The 16,911-nt window shown below is 70.5% G+C and carries 14 protein-coding genes; 5 read left to right on the top strand and 9 right to left on the bottom strand.

Annotation, left to right across the window (positions count from 1 at the left end):
• Nucleotides 1-42: 42 nt before the first annotated feature.
• Nucleotides 43-609, top strand: coding sequence for an ATP-binding transcription factor AbmR (abmR, locus tag AC5Y43_RS24330; protein ID WP_499976983.1), 567 nt, complete (start codon nucleotides 43-45; stop codon nucleotides 607-609).
• 17 nt (nucleotides 610-626) lie between these two features.
• Here the strand turns inward: abmR and AC5Y43_RS24325 are convergent, their stop codons facing one another.
• The 7 genes from AC5Y43_RS24325 to AC5Y43_RS24295 all read right to left on the bottom strand — a co-directional run bounded on the left by AC5Y43_RS24325 (nucleotide 627) and on the right by AC5Y43_RS24295 (nucleotide 9,828).
• Nucleotides 627-2,432 (bottom strand): serine/threonine-protein kinase PknH/PknJ, encoded by a 1,806-nt coding sequence (locus AC5Y43_RS24325; protein ID WP_499976981.1) that lies wholly within the window; start codon nucleotides 2,430-2,432, stop codon nucleotides 627-629.
• A 40-nt stretch (nucleotides 2,433-2,472) separates the two neighbouring features.
• Entirely contained in the window at nucleotides 2,473-2,922 is a 450-nt protein-coding gene (locus tag AC5Y43_RS24320) for a hypothetical protein (protein ID WP_499976979.1), read from the bottom strand.
• Complete coding sequence (locus AC5Y43_RS24315) at nucleotides 2,904-4,553, bottom strand: serine/threonine-protein kinase (RefSeq protein ID WP_499976977.1); 1,650 nt, start codon at nucleotides 4,551-4,553, stop codon at nucleotides 2,904-2,906. The genes AC5Y43_RS24320 and AC5Y43_RS24315 overlap by 19 nt, the downstream gene beginning before the upstream one ends.
• A 68-nt stretch (nucleotides 4,554-4,621) precedes the next feature.
• Nucleotides 4,622-5,755, bottom strand: coding sequence for a BTAD domain-containing putative transcriptional regulator (locus tag AC5Y43_RS24310; protein WP_499977005.1), 1,134 nt, complete (start codon nucleotides 5,753-5,755; stop codon nucleotides 4,622-4,624).
• 91 nt (nucleotides 5,756-5,846) lie between these two features.
• Nucleotides 5,847-6,152, bottom strand: coding sequence for a DUF732 domain-containing protein (locus tag AC5Y43_RS24305; RefSeq protein WP_499976975.1), 306 nt, complete (start codon nucleotides 6,150-6,152; stop codon nucleotides 5,847-5,849).
• A gap of 59 nt (nucleotides 6,153-6,211) precedes the next feature.
• Nucleotides 6,212-8,089: an ABC transporter ATP-binding protein gene (locus AC5Y43_RS24300; protein WP_499976972.1), complete on the bottom strand. Its 1,878-nt coding sequence runs from the start codon at nucleotides 8,087-8,089 to the stop codon at nucleotides 6,212-6,214.
• Nucleotides 8,086-9,828, bottom strand: a complete 1,743-nt coding sequence (locus AC5Y43_RS24295; RefSeq protein ID WP_499976968.1) for an ABC transporter ATP-binding protein — start codon at nucleotides 9,826-9,828, stop codon at nucleotides 8,086-8,088. The genes AC5Y43_RS24300 and AC5Y43_RS24295 overlap by 4 nt, the downstream gene beginning before the upstream one ends.
• A gap of 109 nt (nucleotides 9,829-9,937) precedes the next feature.
• Here AC5Y43_RS24295 and AC5Y43_RS24290 point away from each other — a divergent pair, with 109 nt between their 5' ends.
• Both AC5Y43_RS24290 and AC5Y43_RS24285 read left to right on the top strand, forming a co-directional pair.
• Nucleotides 9,938-10,492 (top strand): DUF3558 domain-containing protein, encoded by a 555-nt coding sequence (locus AC5Y43_RS24290; protein ID WP_499976965.1) that lies wholly within the window; start codon nucleotides 9,938-9,940, stop codon nucleotides 10,490-10,492.
• Nucleotides 10,489-11,031, top strand: coding sequence for a DUF3558 domain-containing protein (locus tag AC5Y43_RS24285; RefSeq protein ID WP_499976962.1), 543 nt, complete (start codon nucleotides 10,489-10,491; stop codon nucleotides 11,029-11,031). The genes AC5Y43_RS24290 and AC5Y43_RS24285 overlap by 4 nt, the downstream gene beginning before the upstream one ends.
• A 15-nt stretch (nucleotides 11,032-11,046) precedes the next feature.
• Here the strand turns inward: AC5Y43_RS24285 and AC5Y43_RS24280 are convergent, their stop codons facing one another.
• On the bottom strand, nucleotides 11,047-11,547 hold the full coding sequence (locus AC5Y43_RS24280) for a SixA phosphatase family protein (RefSeq protein WP_499976960.1): 501 nt from the start codon (nucleotides 11,545-11,547) through the stop codon (nucleotides 11,047-11,049).
• Nucleotides 11,548-11,579: 32 nt separating this feature from the next.
• Nucleotides 11,580-12,938: an HNH endonuclease signature motif containing protein gene (locus AC5Y43_RS24275; protein ID WP_499976958.1), complete on the bottom strand. Its 1,359-nt coding sequence runs from the start codon at nucleotides 12,936-12,938 to the stop codon at nucleotides 11,580-11,582.
• Nucleotides 12,939-13,176: 238 nt separating this feature from the next.
• On the opposite strand from AC5Y43_RS24275, the gene AC5Y43_RS24270 reads away from it, so the two are divergent.
• Both AC5Y43_RS24270 and AC5Y43_RS24265 read left to right on the top strand, forming a co-directional pair.
• A complete protein-coding gene (locus AC5Y43_RS24270; RefSeq protein WP_499976955.1) occupies nucleotides 13,177-14,313 on the top strand; it encodes a metallophosphoesterase family protein in 1,137 nt (378 codons plus the stop codon).
• Nucleotides 14,310-16,889: an AAA family ATPase gene (locus AC5Y43_RS24265; RefSeq protein WP_499976953.1), complete on the top strand. Its 2,580-nt coding sequence runs from the start codon at nucleotides 14,310-14,312 to the stop codon at nucleotides 16,887-16,889. The genes AC5Y43_RS24270 and AC5Y43_RS24265 overlap by 4 nt, the downstream gene beginning before the upstream one ends.
• Nucleotides 16,890-16,911: the final 22 nt, after the last annotated feature.

Here is a 16,911-nt window from a genome sequence, read left to right as displayed (position 1 = left end):
AACGCGCTTCCTTTACATCTGAAACGATGTAATTATGTAATCATGAAAGCGCATCACCACACATCGCGGCGGTACGGCCGCCCCGGGGGCTGGCAGCAGGCCCAGCAGCCCGACGCCAGCGGCGCGGCGGAATGGTTCGCCGGCCGCCTACCGGAAACGTGGTTCGACGGCGACCCCACCGTCATCGTCGACCGCGAAGAGATCACCGTCGTCGGCAAGCTCGCCGAAGCCGAGGACACCCAACAGAGCGAGGCCCGCACCGAGGGCCGGGTTTCCCGATTCCGCGAGGAAACCCGTTCGGAGCGAATGCGAATCGCCGACGAGGCCCAGGATCGCTACGGGCGCAAGGTTTCCTGGGGCGTCGAATCCAACGGCGAGCGAATCCTGTTCACCCACATCGCCGTACCGGTGATGACGCGCCTGAAGCAACCCGAGCGCCAGGTGCTCGACACGCTGGTCGACGCCAGCGTCGCGCGCTCCCGCGCCGACGCGCTGGCGTGGACGGTCAAGCTGGTCGGCGAGCACACCGAGGAGTGGCTGGCCAAGTTGCGCGACGCCATGTCGGCCGTCGACGACCTGCGCGCCCAGGGGCCCGACCTACAGCCGTAACCCGCAGTCCGCGTTGGCTATTCGTTCTCGACTTTGGTGACGATCTTGTCGACGATCTGCGTGCCCTGATCCACGACGTGGTAGCCGCAGGCGCTGACGTCGACGACCACGTTGTTCGACACCCCCATCGCGCGCTGGCAGGCCCAGCCGTCGGCGCCCTCCTGCGTCTCGACCATGGTGATCTTCGGCGGGCTGCCGTTGAGTTGGGCGAACGTCCACCGGTGGACCTTGGTCTTTTTCGTCACGGTCACCGTCTTGCCGGCGCAGTCCTTCCACTTGTCGGCCGAACTTTGCAGGAACGCTTTGGCTTTGGCGGCCGACGGGAATCCCACCGCGGCCTGGCTGACCCAGTGGTCGTAGTTGTCGCCCGGCTCCGAGGACACCAGCCCGCTCACCCCGGTGTAGCCGCTTCCTGCGTAGGCCGGGTCCTGGCTGGTGTACAGCGCGCCCTGGCAGCTCGGCATCGAAATCGTCGCCGGGGAGGTGTCCATCGACGTGATGGGGTCGCCCGGGGTCATCGACGACGACTCCATGACGGAGTTGATGCCCGACGGGTCCAACAGCATGGCACTGAGCCGGTCGGGGGGAACCGGGTCCAGCGGCGGCGGGGGCGGCGGCGGGGCCGGACGGGTGAATAGCCAGATCCCGACGCCGCCGACGGCGAGGACGATCACCACGGCCACGGCGGCAACGATGGGCCACGGGTTGCGCCGGCGTTTGGGCGGCGGCTGACCCCATGGGGCGGGCGCGGCGAATCCCGGCGGCGGGCCGCCCCAGTTCCCGCTGCCCCCTTGGTAGTACGGGCCGGCGGCGGGCATGGGCCCCGAACTCGGGCCTGCCGGCGGGGGATAGGGATTCGGCGGTGTCGGCGGCGGGGTGACGGGCGGGGGCGGCGGCGCCAGGGCGGTGGCGGCCAGCGTCGCCTCGGCGGCGGGCAGGGTGGCCTCCTGGCTGCGGCGCACGATGTTGGCGGCGTGGTCCTGATCGGGGTCGCTGAGGGCCTCGTGGGCGGCCAGGGCCAGATCGCCCGCGCTGGCGTAGCGGTCCTCCGGCTTCTTGGCCATGCCGCGCGCGATCACCGCGTCGAACGCCTTGGGCACGCCCGGGCGCAGCGCGCTGGGCCGCGGGATGGGCTCCATCAGGTGGGCGGTGACCAGGGTGCCGGCGCTGTCGGCGCGGTACGGCGGCGCGCCCGTCAACGCCTCGTGCAGCACGCACGCCAGCGCGTAGATGTCGGCGCGGTAGGTGACCTCGTCGCTGGAAAACCGTTCGGGCGCCATGTATTTCCAGGTCCCCACCGCGGTGCCGAGCTGGGTCAGCTTCTCGTCGGTGGTCGCGCTGGCGATGCCGAAGTCGACCAGGTAGGCGAAATCGTCGCGGGTGACCAGGATGTTGGGCGGCTTGACGTCGCGGTGCATCACCCCGGCCGCGTGAGCGGCGTCCAGCGCCGCGGCGATCTGGGTGATGATGGCGACCGCGCGCGGCGCGGTCAGCGGGCCGAACCGCTTGAGCACGGTGTCCAGGTCGACGCCCTCGATCAGGCGCATCTCCATGAACATCTGCCCGTCGATCTCGCCGTAGTCGTGGATGGGCACCACGTGCGGTTCCTGCAGCCGGCCGGCGATGCGGGCCTCGCGCTTCATCCGCTCCCGGAACACCGGGTCCTTGCTGAACGTGTCCGACATCAGCTTGACCGCCACCGTCCACTCCTTGACGGTGTGCTCGGCCTCGTAGACCTCGCCCATGCCCCCGCGGCCCAGCAGCCGCTTGAGGTGGTAGGGCCCGAACATCGAGCCCACCCGTGAGGCCTGCGCGTCGCTCATCTATGACCCTCCAAAGCAAACCCCGGACCCGCCGAGAGTATCAGGGGCGCATCTCCTCCGGACGCCGCCAAAGCAGCAGATAACGCCAAAACAGCAGGCGGCGCACGCGGCCGCCCGGCAGGGTCGCGGCCACCACGGCACGGGCCTGACGGGTGCTCAGCGGCGGGTCGACGACCTTCGGCATCGCCGCGTCGGTCGGGTCCAGCCCGTACCAATCGCCGCGGCCGGTCGCCCGCAGCCCCGCGAACGCCGCGCCGAACGCCCGATTGGCCACCGCCGCAACGATTTCGGTGGGCGCCTCGCGGGGCACGTCGCTGCGCGGCAGCACGACGGCGGCCAGCACCCAGGCCAGCCGCGCCGCGAATGCGCCCGCGCCGCAACCGACGTCGAGCACCCGCCCGCAGCGCGGCGGCAGCCGGCGCGGCAGCGCTCGGTGGTAATAGGCGTTGTGGTCCCACGCAAGGCGCGACGTCAAGAGTGCGACGACCACCACTTGTACAGCTGATCGATGTTCGGCCCCGCGGCTCTGCCGCTGACGACCGCTACTACCAGGGTCTGCTGGTTGCTCCAGATCACCTGCGGCTCATCGCCCTTGTAGGTGCCGCAGGCGATCTGCCCGAGGATCGTGTCGGGGTCCTTGTTGTGCCACCAGGTGCCCGGTGAGGCCTTGTCGCCGGGGCACTTGACGAGCGTGTCGGTTCCGGTGAATCCGTTGAAGGCCTCCTGCACGCCGGGCAGGTCCGCATACAGGCCGAAGGCCGAGACGGTGGGCCCGTTGGGATCGGTGTTCTGCCCGCACATGACCGACGCGATGGCGCCCGGCATCGCCTGCTTTTCCGGCTGGCACGTCCCGGCCGGGTAGCCGGGCGGCAGCAGGCCCAGCAGCCGGTTCAGCGCGCCCGGCGGCGCGCTCGACGGCGGCGGGGTCGTGGTGGTCGCCGTAACCGTCGTCGTGGTCGTGGTGGTGGCGGCGGCGTTGGGGGGTTGGTCGTCGTCGTTGCCGACGGCCAACGAGACGCCGACCGCGACGACGACGAGGACGAGCACGACGGCGGCAACGCCGGCGACGATGGCCCACGGGTTGCGCTGGCGCGGCGGGGGCGGCGGGAACGGTGCCGGCCCGCCGAACTGCGGTGGCGGGGCCGGCCACAGGGGGCCGGCCCCAGCCGGCGCGGGCGGCCGGGGCGGCTGCCCGACGGGCGGGCCGGGTCGCTGCGGCGCCGGGATCTTCGGCAGCGTGGATTCCGTACTGCGGCGCAGGATGTCGACGGCCTGGGTCCGCCCGGGGTCGGTGAGCGCCTCGTGCGCGGCGCGTGCCAGGTCGCCGGCGCTGGCGTAGCGGTCCTGGGGTCTCTTGGCCATGCCGCGCGCGATCACCGCGTCGAAGGCCCGGGGGATGCCCGGACGCTTGGCGCTGGGCTGGGGGATGGGTTCCATCAGGTGGGCGCTGACGAGCACGCCCGCACTGCCGGACGCGTACGGCGGCGACCCGGTCAAGCATTCGTAGAGCACGCAGGCCAGCGAATAGATGTCGGCGCGGTAATCCACCGCGCCGTCCGAAAACCGTTCGGGCGCCATGTATTTCCAGGTTCCCACCGCGGTGCCGAGCTGGGTGAGCTTCTCGTCGGTGGTGGCGCTGGCGATGCCGAAGTCGACGAGGTAGGCGAAGTCGTCGCGGGTGACCAGGATGTTGGGCGGCTTGACGTCGCGGTGCGTCACGCCGGCGGCGTGCGCGGCGTCCAGGGCCGAGGCGATCTGGGTGAGGATGGCCACCGCGCGCGGCGGGCTGAGCGCGCCGAACCGTCTGAGCAAACTGTCCAGGTCGGTGCCCTCGATGAGGCGCATCTCCAAAAACATTTGCCCGTCGATCTCGCCGTAGTCGTGGATGGGCACCACGTGCGGTTCCTGCAAACGTCCGGTGATGCGGGCCTCGCGCCGCATCCGCTCGCGGAATACCGGGTCGCTGCTCACCGATTCCGACATCAGCTTGAGCGCCACCGTCCACCCTTTGACCGTGTGTTCGGCCTCGTAGACCTCGCCCATGCCGCCGCGCCCGAGCGCACGTTTGAGCTCGTAAGGCCCGAATGTCGACCCTGCCCGCGAGCCCGGCGCCCCGCTCATCGGTCCTCCCTGGCAAACCGCAACTGCGCCGACCCTATCAACAATGATTGCGGGCCAACCCGTTTGAGCTAGTTCCCCGCGATCTCGAAGGTGAACTCGTGCTCGCCGAGGCGGACGTGGTCGCCGTCGCGCAACGTGGTCGCCTTGCGGATGCGCTGGTATTGCACGTGCACGCCGTTGGACGAGCGCATGTCGTTGATGATCCAGCTGGTGCCGGTGTCGACGATGACGGCGTGCAGGCGGCTGACCTTCGGGGTGGCCAGGACGATGTCGTTGTCGCTGAGGCGACCGATGCGCGTCGTCGCCTCGTGCAGCGGGTAGCTCTCCCCGGACTTTTCGCGCAGGTACGCCACCGCGTTGCGGTCGGAGACGCTGGTGTGCTCGTCCAGGACCGTGAGCGTGACGGCGGCGGTGGTCGCCGCGGTCTTCTTGACGTCCAACGGCTCCTGGCGCAGGATCCGGTCGTTGAGGGCGCGCAGGGTGGGGCTCGGGTCGATCCCGAGGTCGTCGGCGAGCGTCTGCTTGACCCGGCGAAAGGCGGCCAGCGCGTCGGTTTGGCGGTCGGTGAGGTAGTAGGCGGTGATCAGCTGCGCCCACAGCGGCTCGCGGTAGGGGTGTTCGGCGGTCAGCGCTTCGAGCTCGGTGAGCACGGCAACGGCGCGTCCGCAGGCGATCTCGGCCTCGGCCTTGGCCGTGTGGACGAGGATCTTCTCCTCGGTCAGGGCGGTGGCGAAGGTGTCGACGAACTGAAAGTCGCGCAGATCCTCGAGCACGCCTCCGCGCCATTCCGCCAACGCCGCCGACAGGTGCTTGCCGGCCTGCTCGAACTGGCCCGCGGCCGCCGCCTGCACGCCCGCGGTCTTCTCGGCGATGAATCGGCCGAGATCGCACGCGGTGTCGGGGATGGTCAGGCGGTAGCCGGGCGGCGCCGCGGCCAACACGATGCGCGAGTCGATCCCGGCCCCGCTGAGCAGCTTTCGCAGGTTGGACACGTACGAGTGAATGCTGGCCCGCGCCCCCGACGGCGGCGAGTCCGCCCAGAGCGCCGTGGTGAGCCGGTCCATGCCCACGGGGCTGTTGCGGTTCATCAGCAGCATCGCCAGCACCGCCCGCTGCTTGGGGGTGCCCGGCGGCACCGGGGCGCGGTCCACGCTCATCTGCAACGGTCCGAGCAGGCCGAACTCGAGACGCTTGTCCATCATCGTCTTGCAATTGTGATACGAACCCTTCGCCGAGCGTGACGCCATGGCGAGATTTCGCGATTTTTTCCGCCGTGGTTGCACGTTCGGCGAACTAGGGGCAGTACGCCTCCGCCGCGGCGCCGACGAAATAACCGGCCTGCCGGGCGGACAGCTGCGCGTCGCGGATCATCATCAGCGACACGGCGACCTTGCTTTTGCCGGCGCCCAGCTCCGCGCACACCTGCTGGCCCTGCCGGACGGTTTCCCTTGGCGAGCCGAACGTAATTCCCTGGCTTGCCAACTGCGCGACGAACACCTCATCGTTGGCCGTCCCATCGGCCCCCGCGGTACCGGCGGTCGCGACCGACAGCCCGACGGCGGCGGCACCCAAAGCTCCGATGATGCGCGGCGAGAACATGCGCCCAGGTTCGCGCCGCCCACTTGGGGGATCCTCAACGAATCCTTGGCGTCCGGGGTCTAGGCCCTCGTCATCGCGTAGTAGGCGCCCCGGCGCGCCAGCAGCTCGGCGTGGTTGCCCTGCTCGACGATACGGCCGTCGTCCACGACCAGGATCCGGTCCGCGTCGCGGATCGTCGAAAGGCGGTGCGCGATAATGAAACTCGTCCGGTCCCGGCGCAGCTCGCGCATGGCGCGCTGCACAAGGGCCTCGGTGCGGGTGTCCACCGCACTGGTGGCCTCGTCCAGGATCAGCAGCTGCGGGCGGGCCAGAAACGCCCGGGCGATGGTGATGAGCTGCTTCTCGCCGGCGCTGAGGTTGGCACCATCCCCGAAGACGCGGGTCGCATAGCCGGCGGGCAGCGTGTGCACGAAGCGGTCGACGTAGGCCGCCGCGGCGGCCTCGACCACTTCCGCCTCGGTGGCCCCGGGCCGCCCGTAGGCGATGTTCTCCGCGATCGTCCCGTCGAACAGCCAGGTGTCCTGCAGCACCATGCCGATCCGCGAGCGCAGCGACTGCCTGCTCACCGTGGTGATGTCGACCCCGTCGACCAGGATCCGGCCGGAGTCGACGTCGTAGAACCGCATGAGCAGGTTCACCATCGTGGTCTTGCCCGCCCCGGTCGGCCCGACGATCGCCACCGTGCTGCCCGGCTCGGCCAACAGCGACAGGTCGTGGATCACCGGGGCGGCCGGGCGGTAGGCGAAGTTGACGCGCTGGAACTCGACGCGCCCCCCGCCGCGTGGCAGCACCGGCACGGGATCCGTTGGCTCCTCGGGCTCGTCGAGCAGGTCGAACACCCGCTCGGCGCTGGCCACCCCCGACTGCAGGGTGTTGTACATCCCGGCCACCTGGCTCAGCGGTGCGTTGAACTGCCGGACGTATTGGATGAAGGCCTGGATGTTGCCGAGCGTGATCTGCCCGGTGGCCACCTGCAGGCCGCCCACCACGGCGACGGCGACGTAGCCGATGTTGCCGATGAACGTGGTCGCCGGTCCCACCAGCCCGGAGCAGAACTGGGCGCCGAAGCTGGATTGGTAGACGTCGTCGTTGTAGCGGCGGAACTGCTCGCGCGCGGCGGCCGCGTGGCCGAACGTCTTGACCACGGTGAACCCGCTGTAGGTCTCCTCGATGTGGGCGTTGAGGCGCCCGGTGCTCTGCCACTGGGCCACGAACAGGCGCTGGGATCGCCGCGCGATCGCGCGGGTCGCCAGCAGCGAGAGCGGCACCGTCAGCAGCGTGAGCACCGCCAGCAGCGGCGAAATGGACACCATCATCGCCAGCACCGCCACCACCGTCAGGATCGACGTCACCAGCTGGCTGATCGTCATCGACAGTGACGACTGCACGTTGTCGATGTCGTTGGTGACCCGGCTCAACAGCTCGCCGCGCTGGCGACCGTCGAAGTAGGACAACGGAAGCCGGTGAATCTTGTCCTCGACGTCGGAGCGCAGCGCGACCATGGTGCGCTGCACGGTCAGGTTGAGCAGCCGCGCCTGCACCCAAATAAGCAGCGCCGCAACAAGGTACAGAGCCAACGCCAGCGCCAGCGTCCTGCCCACCGCCGCGAAGTCCACGCCCCGGCCCGGCACCAGGTTCATCCCGGACAGCAGGTCGGCGAACGCGCCGTCCCCGCGGGCGCGCGCCGCGGCGACGGCCTGCGCCTTGCTGATCCCCGCGGGCAGCCCTCGGCCGATGACGCCGTTGAACAACAGGTCGGTGGCGTGGCCGAGGATCTTCGGGACGACGACCCCGATCGCCGTGCCGGTGACGCCCAGCGCGATCACCGCGACGCTCAGGCCCCGTTGCGGCGCAAGGCGTTTGGCCAGCCGGGCCGCCGAACCCCAGAAGTCGCGGGACCGCCCGGGGGCCACGGGGCGGGCGGGCGCGACCGTCACGGCGCGCCCCGTAAGGCGCCCACCGACTGCGAGTCGGCGAATTCCGCGTAGGTGGGGCAGTCGGCCAGCAGCGAGGAGTGCGTGCCCGCGCCCACCAGCCGACCGTCGTCGACGACGACCACCTGGTCGGCCAGGGCGGCCGTCGAAACGCGTTGGGTGACAACGATCATCGTCGCGCCACCCGCGACCTCCGCGAGCGACGTGCGCACCCGCGCGTCGGTGTGCACGTCGAGCGCGCCGAAGGAGTCGTCGAACAGGTAGATGGCGGGCCGGCGGATGACCGCCCGCGCGATCGCCAGCCGTTGGCGCTGGCCGCCGGAGAAGTTGGCGCCGCCCTGGGCGACGCGCATCTGCAGCCCGTCATCGTGGGCCCGCACGAACCCGTCGGCGTCGGCCACCCGCAACGCCTCCCACATCTCGTCGTCTGAAGCGTCAGCCGCGCCGTAGCGCAGGTTGTCGGCGACGGTCCCGGAGAACAGGTAGCCGCGCTGGGGGACCAGCCCGATCGCCGACCACAGCCGCTCGGTGTGGTATTCGCGCACGTCGACGTCGTCCACGAACACGGCCCCGCCGGTCACGTCGTAGAGCCGGCAGATCAGCGACACCAGCGTCGACTTGCCCGAGCCCGTGCTGCCGACGACCGCGGTCGTGGTGCCGGGCCGCGCGGTCAGCGAAATGTCTTGCAGCACCGGGCGATCGGCGCCCGGATAGGTGAACGTCGCGCCGTCCAGCCGCACCACGCCGGTGATCCCGCCGGCCGGGGACCTCGGGTCGGGCGGGTTGCCCACCGCGGCGCGGGTGGCGAGCACCTCGGTGATCCGCTCGGCGCACACCGCCGCGCGCGGCAGCACCACCAGCGTCATCGTCGCCATCAGCACCGCCATCAGGATCTGGGTGAAGTACGCCAGGAACGCGATCAGCGAGCCGACCTGCATCTGGCCGCGGTCGATGCGCAGCCCGCCGAACCAGATCAGCGCGACGCTGGACACGTTGACGGTCAGCGTGGTCACCGGCAGCATCAGCGCCTGCCAATTGCCGGCCGTCAGCGCGGTGCCCGACAGCGCGGCGTTGGCGCGGCCGAACCGGTCGCGCTCGAAGCCCTCGCGGGCGAACGCCCGGACCACCCGGACCCCGGAGAGCTGGTCTCGCAGCACCCGGTTGATGCCGTCGATGAGGCCCTGCATGCGGCGCAGCAACGGCAGCATGCGCGACATGATCAGGTAGTTGGCCACGGCCATGACCGGCACGCTCACCAGCAGCAGCCACGTCAGCGCGGCCTCCTGGTGGATGGCCATCACGATTCCGCCCACGCACATGATCGGCGCGGTGATCAGCACCGTGGCCGTGATCTGCACCAGGTATTGGATCTGGCGGACGTCGTTGGTGCTGCGCGTGAGCAGGGTCGGCGCGCCGAACCGGGCGGTCTCGCGTTCGGAGAAGGTGGTGACGTGCTCGAAGATCGCCCAGCGCAGGTCGCGGCCGAAGCCCATTCCGGCGCGCGAGCCGAAGTAGACGGCCCCGACCGCGCACAACGCCTGCAGCCCGGTGACCGCCAGCATCACGATGCCGAGCCGGACGATCGTCGCGGTGTCGCCCTTCGCCACGCCCTCGTCGATGATCGCGGCGTTGACCGTGGGCAGGTACAGCGACGCCAGCGTGCTGGTCAGCTGGAGCGCCATCAGCACCGCGACCAGCCCGCGGTACGGCCGGATGTACTGGCGCAGCAGTGCCAGGAGCATGTCGCTACTGTCGCACACGGCGGGCGCCGCGGTCGCCCGCACCGCCGCGAAACGCCTGCTCAGGCGCGGCTTCGCCGGTTGACCCGGGGCTGCCGCTACAGTGCATCGTGTGACCGGAAGAAGGAAGGTTAGGGCGCTGGCCCTCGTGGTATCGGCCCTGACGATTCTGATCTCCGGTTGCTCGGATTCCGGCGACAACAAGCCGGGAGCGACGGCGTCGTCGACGCCGGGCAGCTCCGACGGCCACCACGGGCCGATGTTCCCGCAATGTGGCGGCGTCAGCGACCAGACGGTGGCCGAGCTGACCCGGGCGAGCGGGCTGGTGAACACCGCTCGCAATTCCGTCGGGTGCCAGTGGCTGGCCGGTGGCGGCATTCTCGGCCCACACTTCTCCTTCTCCTGGTATCGCGGCAGCCCCATCGGGCGCGAGCGCAAGACGGAGGAGTTGTCGCGCGCGAGCGTCGACGACATCAACATCAACGGCCACGGCGGGTTCATCGCCGTCGGCAACGAGCCCACCCTGGGCGACTCGCTGTGCGAGGTGGGCATCCAGTTCCAGGACGACTTCATCGAGTGGTCGGTCAGCTTCAGCCAGAAGCCGTTCCCGCCGCCCTGCGACATCGCCAAAGAGTTGGCCCGCCAGTCGATTGCGAACTCCAAATGATCCGACGCAGCGTACGTGGCCTCGTCGTCGTGCTGGCCGCGCTGGTGGTGGTGACGGGCTGCTCGCGCTCGATCGGCGGCAACGCCGTGAAGGCCGGCGGAAACGTGCCGCGCAACAACACTTCCCAGCAGCAGTACCCGAACCTGCTCAAGGAGTGCGAGGTGTTGACCAGCGACATCCTGGCCAAGACCGTCGGTGCCGATCCGCTGGATATTCAGAGCACGTTCGTCGGCGCGATCTGCCGGTGGCAGGCGGCTAATCCGGCCGGCCTGATCGACATCACCCGGTTCTGGTTCGAGCAGGGCAGCCTGAGCAACGAGCGCAAGGTGGCCGACTTCCTCAAATACAAGGTCGAGAACCGCTCGATCGCCGGCATCGAGTCGATCGTGATGCGCCCGGACGACCCGAACGGTGCGTGCGGGGTGGCCAGCAACGCGGCGGGCGTGGTGGGCTGGTGGGTCAACCCGCAGGCGCCCGGCATCGACGCGTGTGGGCAGGCGATCAAGCTGATGGAGTTGACGCTCGCGACGAACTCGTAGGGCGGTGCCGCGTCGCTAGCGCGGGACCTCGAAACCGGTCAGCGCGGCGCCGCCCGGTTCCAGGTCGCCCCACGCGCCGGGGACGTCCAGCACCGCGATCGCCGACGTCGGGAACTTGATCGTAATGCGTTCCAGGACAGCGGTATCCGTGCGGTCTTCGGCGGCCAGGATCAGCGCCAGCCCGGACATGGTCGGCTCGTGCCCGATGACCAGCAGCGTGGCCACGGCGTCGGCGGTCGCGTTGATCTCCTCGATCATCGTGCCCGGGGTGGCGCCGTAGAGCCGATCGCTGAATCGCACCGGTGCCTCGATGCCGGTGTCGGCCAGCGTCTGCCGGGCGCGGGTCGCGGTGGAGCACAGCACCGCGTCGACGGACGCGTTGGCGCGCAGCCAATCCCCGGCCAGCCCAGCCTCGCGGATGCCGCGCAACGCCAACGGCCGGTCGTGGTCGGAGACGCCCTCCGGGTAGTCCGACTTCGCGTGCCGCATCAGCAGCAACGTGCGCCGACCGCTCATCGGCTAACCGTAGTCAACGCGGCCCCACAGCACTACGGCACGTCGCCGTCGTCGTCGCAGAATCGTTCGGGGTGGTGAAACGAATTGGTTCTGGGCTGTCCGTGATCCAGATGCGGTGGTGGGATCCATTCGGTGTGGCCGTGGGCGTTGGTGCGGGTGGTCCAGCCGTTTTCGGCCAGTCGGTTGTCGGGGCCGCAGGCCAGGGTGAGTTCGTCGATGTGGGTGCGGCGGGTGGTTTGCCAGCCGTTGATGTGGTGGACCTGGCTGTGGTAGGCCGGGGCGTCGCAGCCGGGCTTGGTGCAGCCGCGGTCCTTGGCGTACAACACGATCCGCTGGGCGGGGGACGCGAGGCGTTTGGTGTGATACAGCGCCAGCGCCTTGCCGTGGTGGAAGATCGCCAGGTAGTGATGGGCGTGCTGCGACCACCGGATGACATCGGCCATGGGTACTAGGGTTCCGCCGGCGGTCAGGGCTTTGCCGGCGGCGGCCTCGAGCTCGGCGAGGGTGGTGATCGCCACGATGCCCACCGGCAGCCCGTTGTGCGAGCCCAGATCGCCGGAGGCGAACAGGGCGCGCAGGGCGGCTAGGAATGCGTCGTGGTTGCGTTGGGCGGTGCTGCGGTGATCGCGGCGCACCGCGGCCTCGTCGGGGGGGTCGTCGACGACGGGGGTGTCGTCTTCGGGATTGCACGCCCCGGGGGCGGCGAGCTTGGCCAGCAGCGCCTCGATGGCCGCGCGCAACTCCGGGGTGACCAGGCCGCTGATGCGTGAGAGGCCGTCGTATTCGGGCTTGCCGAACACGATGCCGCGCCGGCGGGCGCGTTCTTGTTCTGTGTAGGCGCCGTCGGGGTGCAGCCAGTCCATGATCCGCTGGGCGTATTTGGCCAACTCATCAGGCCGGTAGCCGCACGCTTTGCGGGCCAGGTCTTTGTCGGCGGCCTCCCGGATCGAGACGTCGACTTCGACGGGCAGGTGGTCGAAAAACGAGCGGATCACCTTCACGTGCCCATCCCCGATGAGCCCATCACGCTGGGCTGTTGCCGTCGCGCTCAGCCGCGGCGCCAGCACCTGCCCGGTCAGGGCGCGGCGCACACCGAGGTCGGCGGCGTCGTCGATGCGCCGGACGGCGTCGGCTTTGGTGATGCGCAGCCGGTCGGCCAACGCGCGGCGCAGCGTGCCGCCCAGTTCCGCCTCGCCGGCTTGGGCGCGGAGTTGGTTGATCAGCGCGTGCTGGGGGGTGCGCAGCCGGCGCGCGACGCGCTCGAGGCGCTCCAGCGCGCGCAGCCGTTCCGGGGTGGTCAAGGCTTCGAAGGACAGCTCGCCCACCCGGTCCAGGTCGGCGTCGAGGGCGTCGAAGGCTTCGACGATCTGCTCACGACTGCTCGCGCTCATGCCCCCGACACTACGAAGCACCACTGACAACAAATCGGACAATGTGACCCCTGAAACCAAAGTGACACAAGAAATTTCGCGCGCCAAGAGCCTCCTTAGACGCAGCAACCCGGCGTTCGGTTCCATCGAATCGGTCTAGCCCGCGACGCACGAACCCGGGGGCGTGCCGGTGCGCTTCCCCGGACTTGTCGGCCACCCGCCCTAGACTTCGTCACGACCAAGAAAGGGGGCCGCCGGGATGCGATTCCTGCACACCGCCGACTGGCAGCTGGGCATGACCCGGCACTTCCTGGCCGGCGACGCCCAGCCGCAATATTCGGCCGCCCGCCGCGACGCGGTGGCCGGTCTCGGAAAGCTGGCGGACGAGGTGGGCGCGGAGTTCGTCGTGGTGGCCGGCGACGTCTTCGAGCACAACCAACTCGCCCCGCAGGTGATCGGGCAGTCACTGGAAGCCATGCGCGCCATCGGGATTCCCGTCTACCTGCTGCCCGGTAACCACGATCCGCTCGACGCGTCGTCGGTCTACACCAGCGCGCTGTTCCAGGCCGACTGCCCCGACAACGTCACGGTCCTCGACCGGGCCGGCGTCCACCAAATCAGGCCGGGCGTCGAGATCGTCGCCGCGCCCTGGCGATCCAAGGCCCCGACCACCGACCTGGTCGCCGAGGTCCTCGACACCCTGACCCCCCAACCGGTCACCCGGATCCTCGTCGCCCACGGCGGCGTCGACGTGCTGGACCCCGACCGCGACAAGCCCTCGCTGATCCGGCTCGCCGCCCTCGAGGACGCCCTGACCCGCGGCGTGATCCACTACGTCGCGCTGGGGGACAAGCATTCGCTGACGCAAGTCGGCGACGGCGGTCGCGTCTGGTACTCGGGCTCACCGGAGGTCACCAACTTCGACGACGTCGAATCCGACCCCGGCCACGTCCTCGTCGTCGACATCGAGCAAGACGTCACCGTCGCGCCCCGCGACGTCGGCCGCTGGCGCTTCGTCACGCTGCACCGCCACGTCGACAACGGCCGCGACATCACCGACCTCGACATGAACCTGGACCTGATGACCGACAAGGACCGAACCGTGGTGCGCCTGGCGCTGACCGGTTCGCTGACGGTCACCGACCGCGCCGCGCTCGACGCGTGCCTGGACCGCTACGCCCGGCTGTTCGCCCACCTGCGCACCTGGGACAGCCACACCGACCTGGCGGTCATCCCCGCCGACGGCGAGTTCACCGGCCTCGGCATCGGCGGGTTCGCCGCCGCCGCCGTCGACGAGTTGGTGGCCACCGCCCGCGACGACGACGACCCGGGCGCCGCCGACGCGCAGGCCGCGCTGGCGTTGTTGCTGCGCCTGGCCGATCGGGGTGCCGCGTGAGGCTGCACCGGCTGGTCCTCGCCAACTTCCGCGGCATCGCGCACCGCGAGGTCGACTTCCCCGACCACGGCGTGGTGGTGGTCTGCGGCGCCAACGAGATCGGCAAGTCGTCGATGATCGAGGCGCTCGACCTGCTCCTGGAATCCCGCGACCGCTCCACCAAAAAGGACGTCAAACAGGTCAAGCCCACCCACAGCGACGTCGGCTCCGAGGTCACCGCCGAAATCAGCTGCGGCCCTTACCGTTTCGTGTATCGCAAGCGGTTCCACAAGAAGCCCGAGACGGAGCTGACCGTGCTGGCGCCGCGCCGCGAACAGCTCACCGGCGACGAGGCCCACGACCGGGTCCGCGCCATGCTGGCCGAGACGGTGGACAACGACCTGTGGCACGCCCAGCGGGTGCTGCAGGCGACGTCGACGGCCGCGGTGGACCTGTCCGGGTGCGACGCGCTGTCCCGCGCGCTCGACGTGGCCGCCGGCGCGCAATCCGACGCACCGTCCGGCACCGAGCCGCTGCTCATCGAGCGCATCGACGCCGAGTACGCCCGGTACTTCACCCCGACCGGACGCCCCACCGGCGAGTGGTCCGGCGCCATAACAAGATTGAAAGACGCCGAGACGGCGGTCGCGGAATGCGCGGCGGCGGTCGCCGAGGTCGACGAGCGGGTGCGGCGCCACGCCGAGCTGACCGAGCAGGTGGCCGAGCTGTCCCGACGACGCGCCGCCGCCGCCCCCCGGCTGGCGGCCGCGCGCAAAGCCGCCGACCGCATCGCCGAACTCAACAACCACGCGCGCGAGGCCAGGCTGCTCGCCGACGCCGCGGCCGCCACCAGCGCCGCCGCGACCGCCGCCCACGACGGGCGCGCGCGGCTGCTCGCCGAGATCCAAACCCGCACCGCGGCCGTCGCCGCCGCCGACGCCGACGCGCACCAGGCCGCCGACGCGCGGACGTCGGCAGACGCCACCGCCCAACAAGCGAACGCCGCCGCCGAGCAGGCCGCCCAGCTCCTGGCCGACGCGCAGCACCGCGCCGAATCCGCCAGGCGCGCAGTCGATTTTCTGGCGCTGGCCAAGATCGACACCATTGGGAGCGACCGCGACCGGATCTGCGCGGAGCTGTCCGCCATCATTCTCACCGAGGAGCTGCTGCAGCGAATCGAAAACGCCGCCGCCGCAGTGGACCGCACCGGTGACCAATTGGCGTCGATCTCGGCGGGGGTGGAGCTGACCGCCGCCGCCGACATCGAGGTCACTGTCGGTGGCCAACGGATGTCGTTGCGCCGCGGTCAAAGCTGGGCGACCACCGTGACCGGCACCACCGAGGTCGAGGTTGTCGGTGTCGTGACCGCCCGTGTCGTTCCCGGCGCGACGGCACTCGATGTGCAGACCAAACACGTCGCGGCACAACAAGAACTGGCGGCAGCGCTGGCCGACGGTGAGGTAGCCGACCTCGCCGCTGCACGGCTCGCCGGCCAGCGGCGCCGCCATCTGCAAGCCGGGTACGACCAATTGAGCGCCACCCTGGCCGGCCTATGCGGCGACGAGCAGGAGGACCAACTGCGCGCGCGATTCGCGCAGTTGCGCGCCGATGCACCCGATTGCGCCGTCGACGCGGCCGCCGCCCGCGCCGAGCTGCAGGCCGCCGAGACCGCCCTCGCCCAGGCCAAAGCGGACTGCGAGGCGCGCCGCCACACCGCGGCCACCGCCGACGCCGCACGCGCCGAAGTGGCAACGCGTGCAACGGTCTTAACCAACAACCGCGAGACCCAGCGCGCCGAGCTGGACGCCGCCACCAAACGGCTGGCCGAAGAGCGCGCGTCGGTGAGCGACGAGGACCTCGCGGCGACGGCGGACGCCGGGCGCAGCGCCGCGGACAGCGCGCAGCAACGGGTCACCGGGCTCACCGCCGAGCTGGCCGAAGCGCAACCCGACGCCGTGGACGCCGAATTGGCCGCCGCGACAGCCGAAGCCGACGAGCTGCACGAAGGCTACGAACACGCCGCACAGGCGCGGCGCGAGATCGACATCGAACTCTCGGTGTTCGGCACCGAGGGCCGCCAGGGCAAGCTGGACGCCGCGGAAGCCGAACGCGAGCACGCCGCCGGCCGGCACGCCCGCATCGGCGAACGCGCGCGGGCCGCGCAGTTGCTGCGCTCGGTGATGACGCGCCACCGCGACACCACCCGGCAACGCTACGTCGAGCCCTACCGCGCGGAGCTGCAGCGGCTCGGCCGCCCGGTGTTCGGGCCCACCTTCGAGGTCGACATCGACAGCGACCTGTGCATCCGAAGCCGCACCCTCGACGGCGTCACGGTGCCCTACGACTCGCTGTCCGGCGGGGCCAAGGAACAGCTCGGCATCCTGGCGCGGCTCGCCGGCGCCGCGCTGGTCGCCAAGGAGGACACCGTCCCGGTGGTCGTCGACGACGCGCTGGGCTTCACCGATCCCGACCGGCTGGCCAGGATGGGGCGGGTGTTCGACACCGTCGGCGTCCACGGACAGGTCATCGTGCTGACGTGCAGCCCGGACCGCTACGACGGCGTCGCGGGCGCGCACCGCATCGACCTCACCGCTTAGCGTTTAGCGCGCGACGGCCGCG

Source organism: Mycobacterium sp. NGS57, assembly GCF_059812405.1.
Note: the sequence above shows the minus strand (reverse complement) of the source record. Positions and strands in the feature narration are given on the sequence as shown.

Excerpts from the sequence above, each read along its gene's own strand:
- AC5Y43_RS24285 (WP_499976962.1), top strand. The coding sequence starts at position 10,489 with ATGATCCGACGCAGCGTACGTGGCCTCGTCGTCGTGCTGGCCGCGCTG.
- AC5Y43_RS24270 (WP_499976955.1), top strand. The coding sequence starts at position 13,177 with ATGCGATTCCTGCACACCGCCGACTGGCAGCTGGGCATGACCCGGCAC.
- AC5Y43_RS24295 (WP_499976968.1), bottom strand. The coding sequence starts at position 9,828 with ATGCTCCTGGCACTGCTGCGCCAGTACATCCGGCCGTACCGCGGGCTG.
- AC5Y43_RS24310 (WP_499977005.1), bottom strand. The coding sequence starts at position 5,755 with ATGATGGACAAGCGTCTCGAGTTCGGCCTGCTCGGACCGTTGCAGATG.
- AC5Y43_RS24275 (WP_499976958.1), bottom strand. The coding sequence starts at position 12,938 with ATGAGCGCGAGCAGTCGTGAGCAGATCGTCGAAGCCTTCGACGCCCTC.
- abmR (WP_499976983.1), top strand. The coding sequence starts at position 43 with ATGAAAGCGCATCACCACACATCGCGGCGGTACGGCCGCCCCGGGGGC.
- AC5Y43_RS24325 (WP_499976981.1), bottom strand. The coding sequence starts at position 2,432 with ATGAGCGACGCGCAGGCCTCACGGGTGGGCTCGATGTTCGGGCCCTAC.
- AC5Y43_RS24315 (WP_499976977.1), bottom strand. The coding sequence starts at position 4,553 with ATGAGCGGGGCGCCGGGCTCGCGGGCAGGGTCGACATTCGGGCCTTAC.
- AC5Y43_RS24280 (WP_499976960.1), bottom strand. The coding sequence starts at position 11,547 with ATGAGCGGTCGGCGCACGTTGCTGCTGATGCGGCACGCGAAGTCGGAC.
- AC5Y43_RS24305 (WP_499976975.1), bottom strand. The coding sequence starts at position 6,152 with ATGTTCTCGCCGCGCATCATCGGAGCTTTGGGTGCCGCCGCCGTCGGG.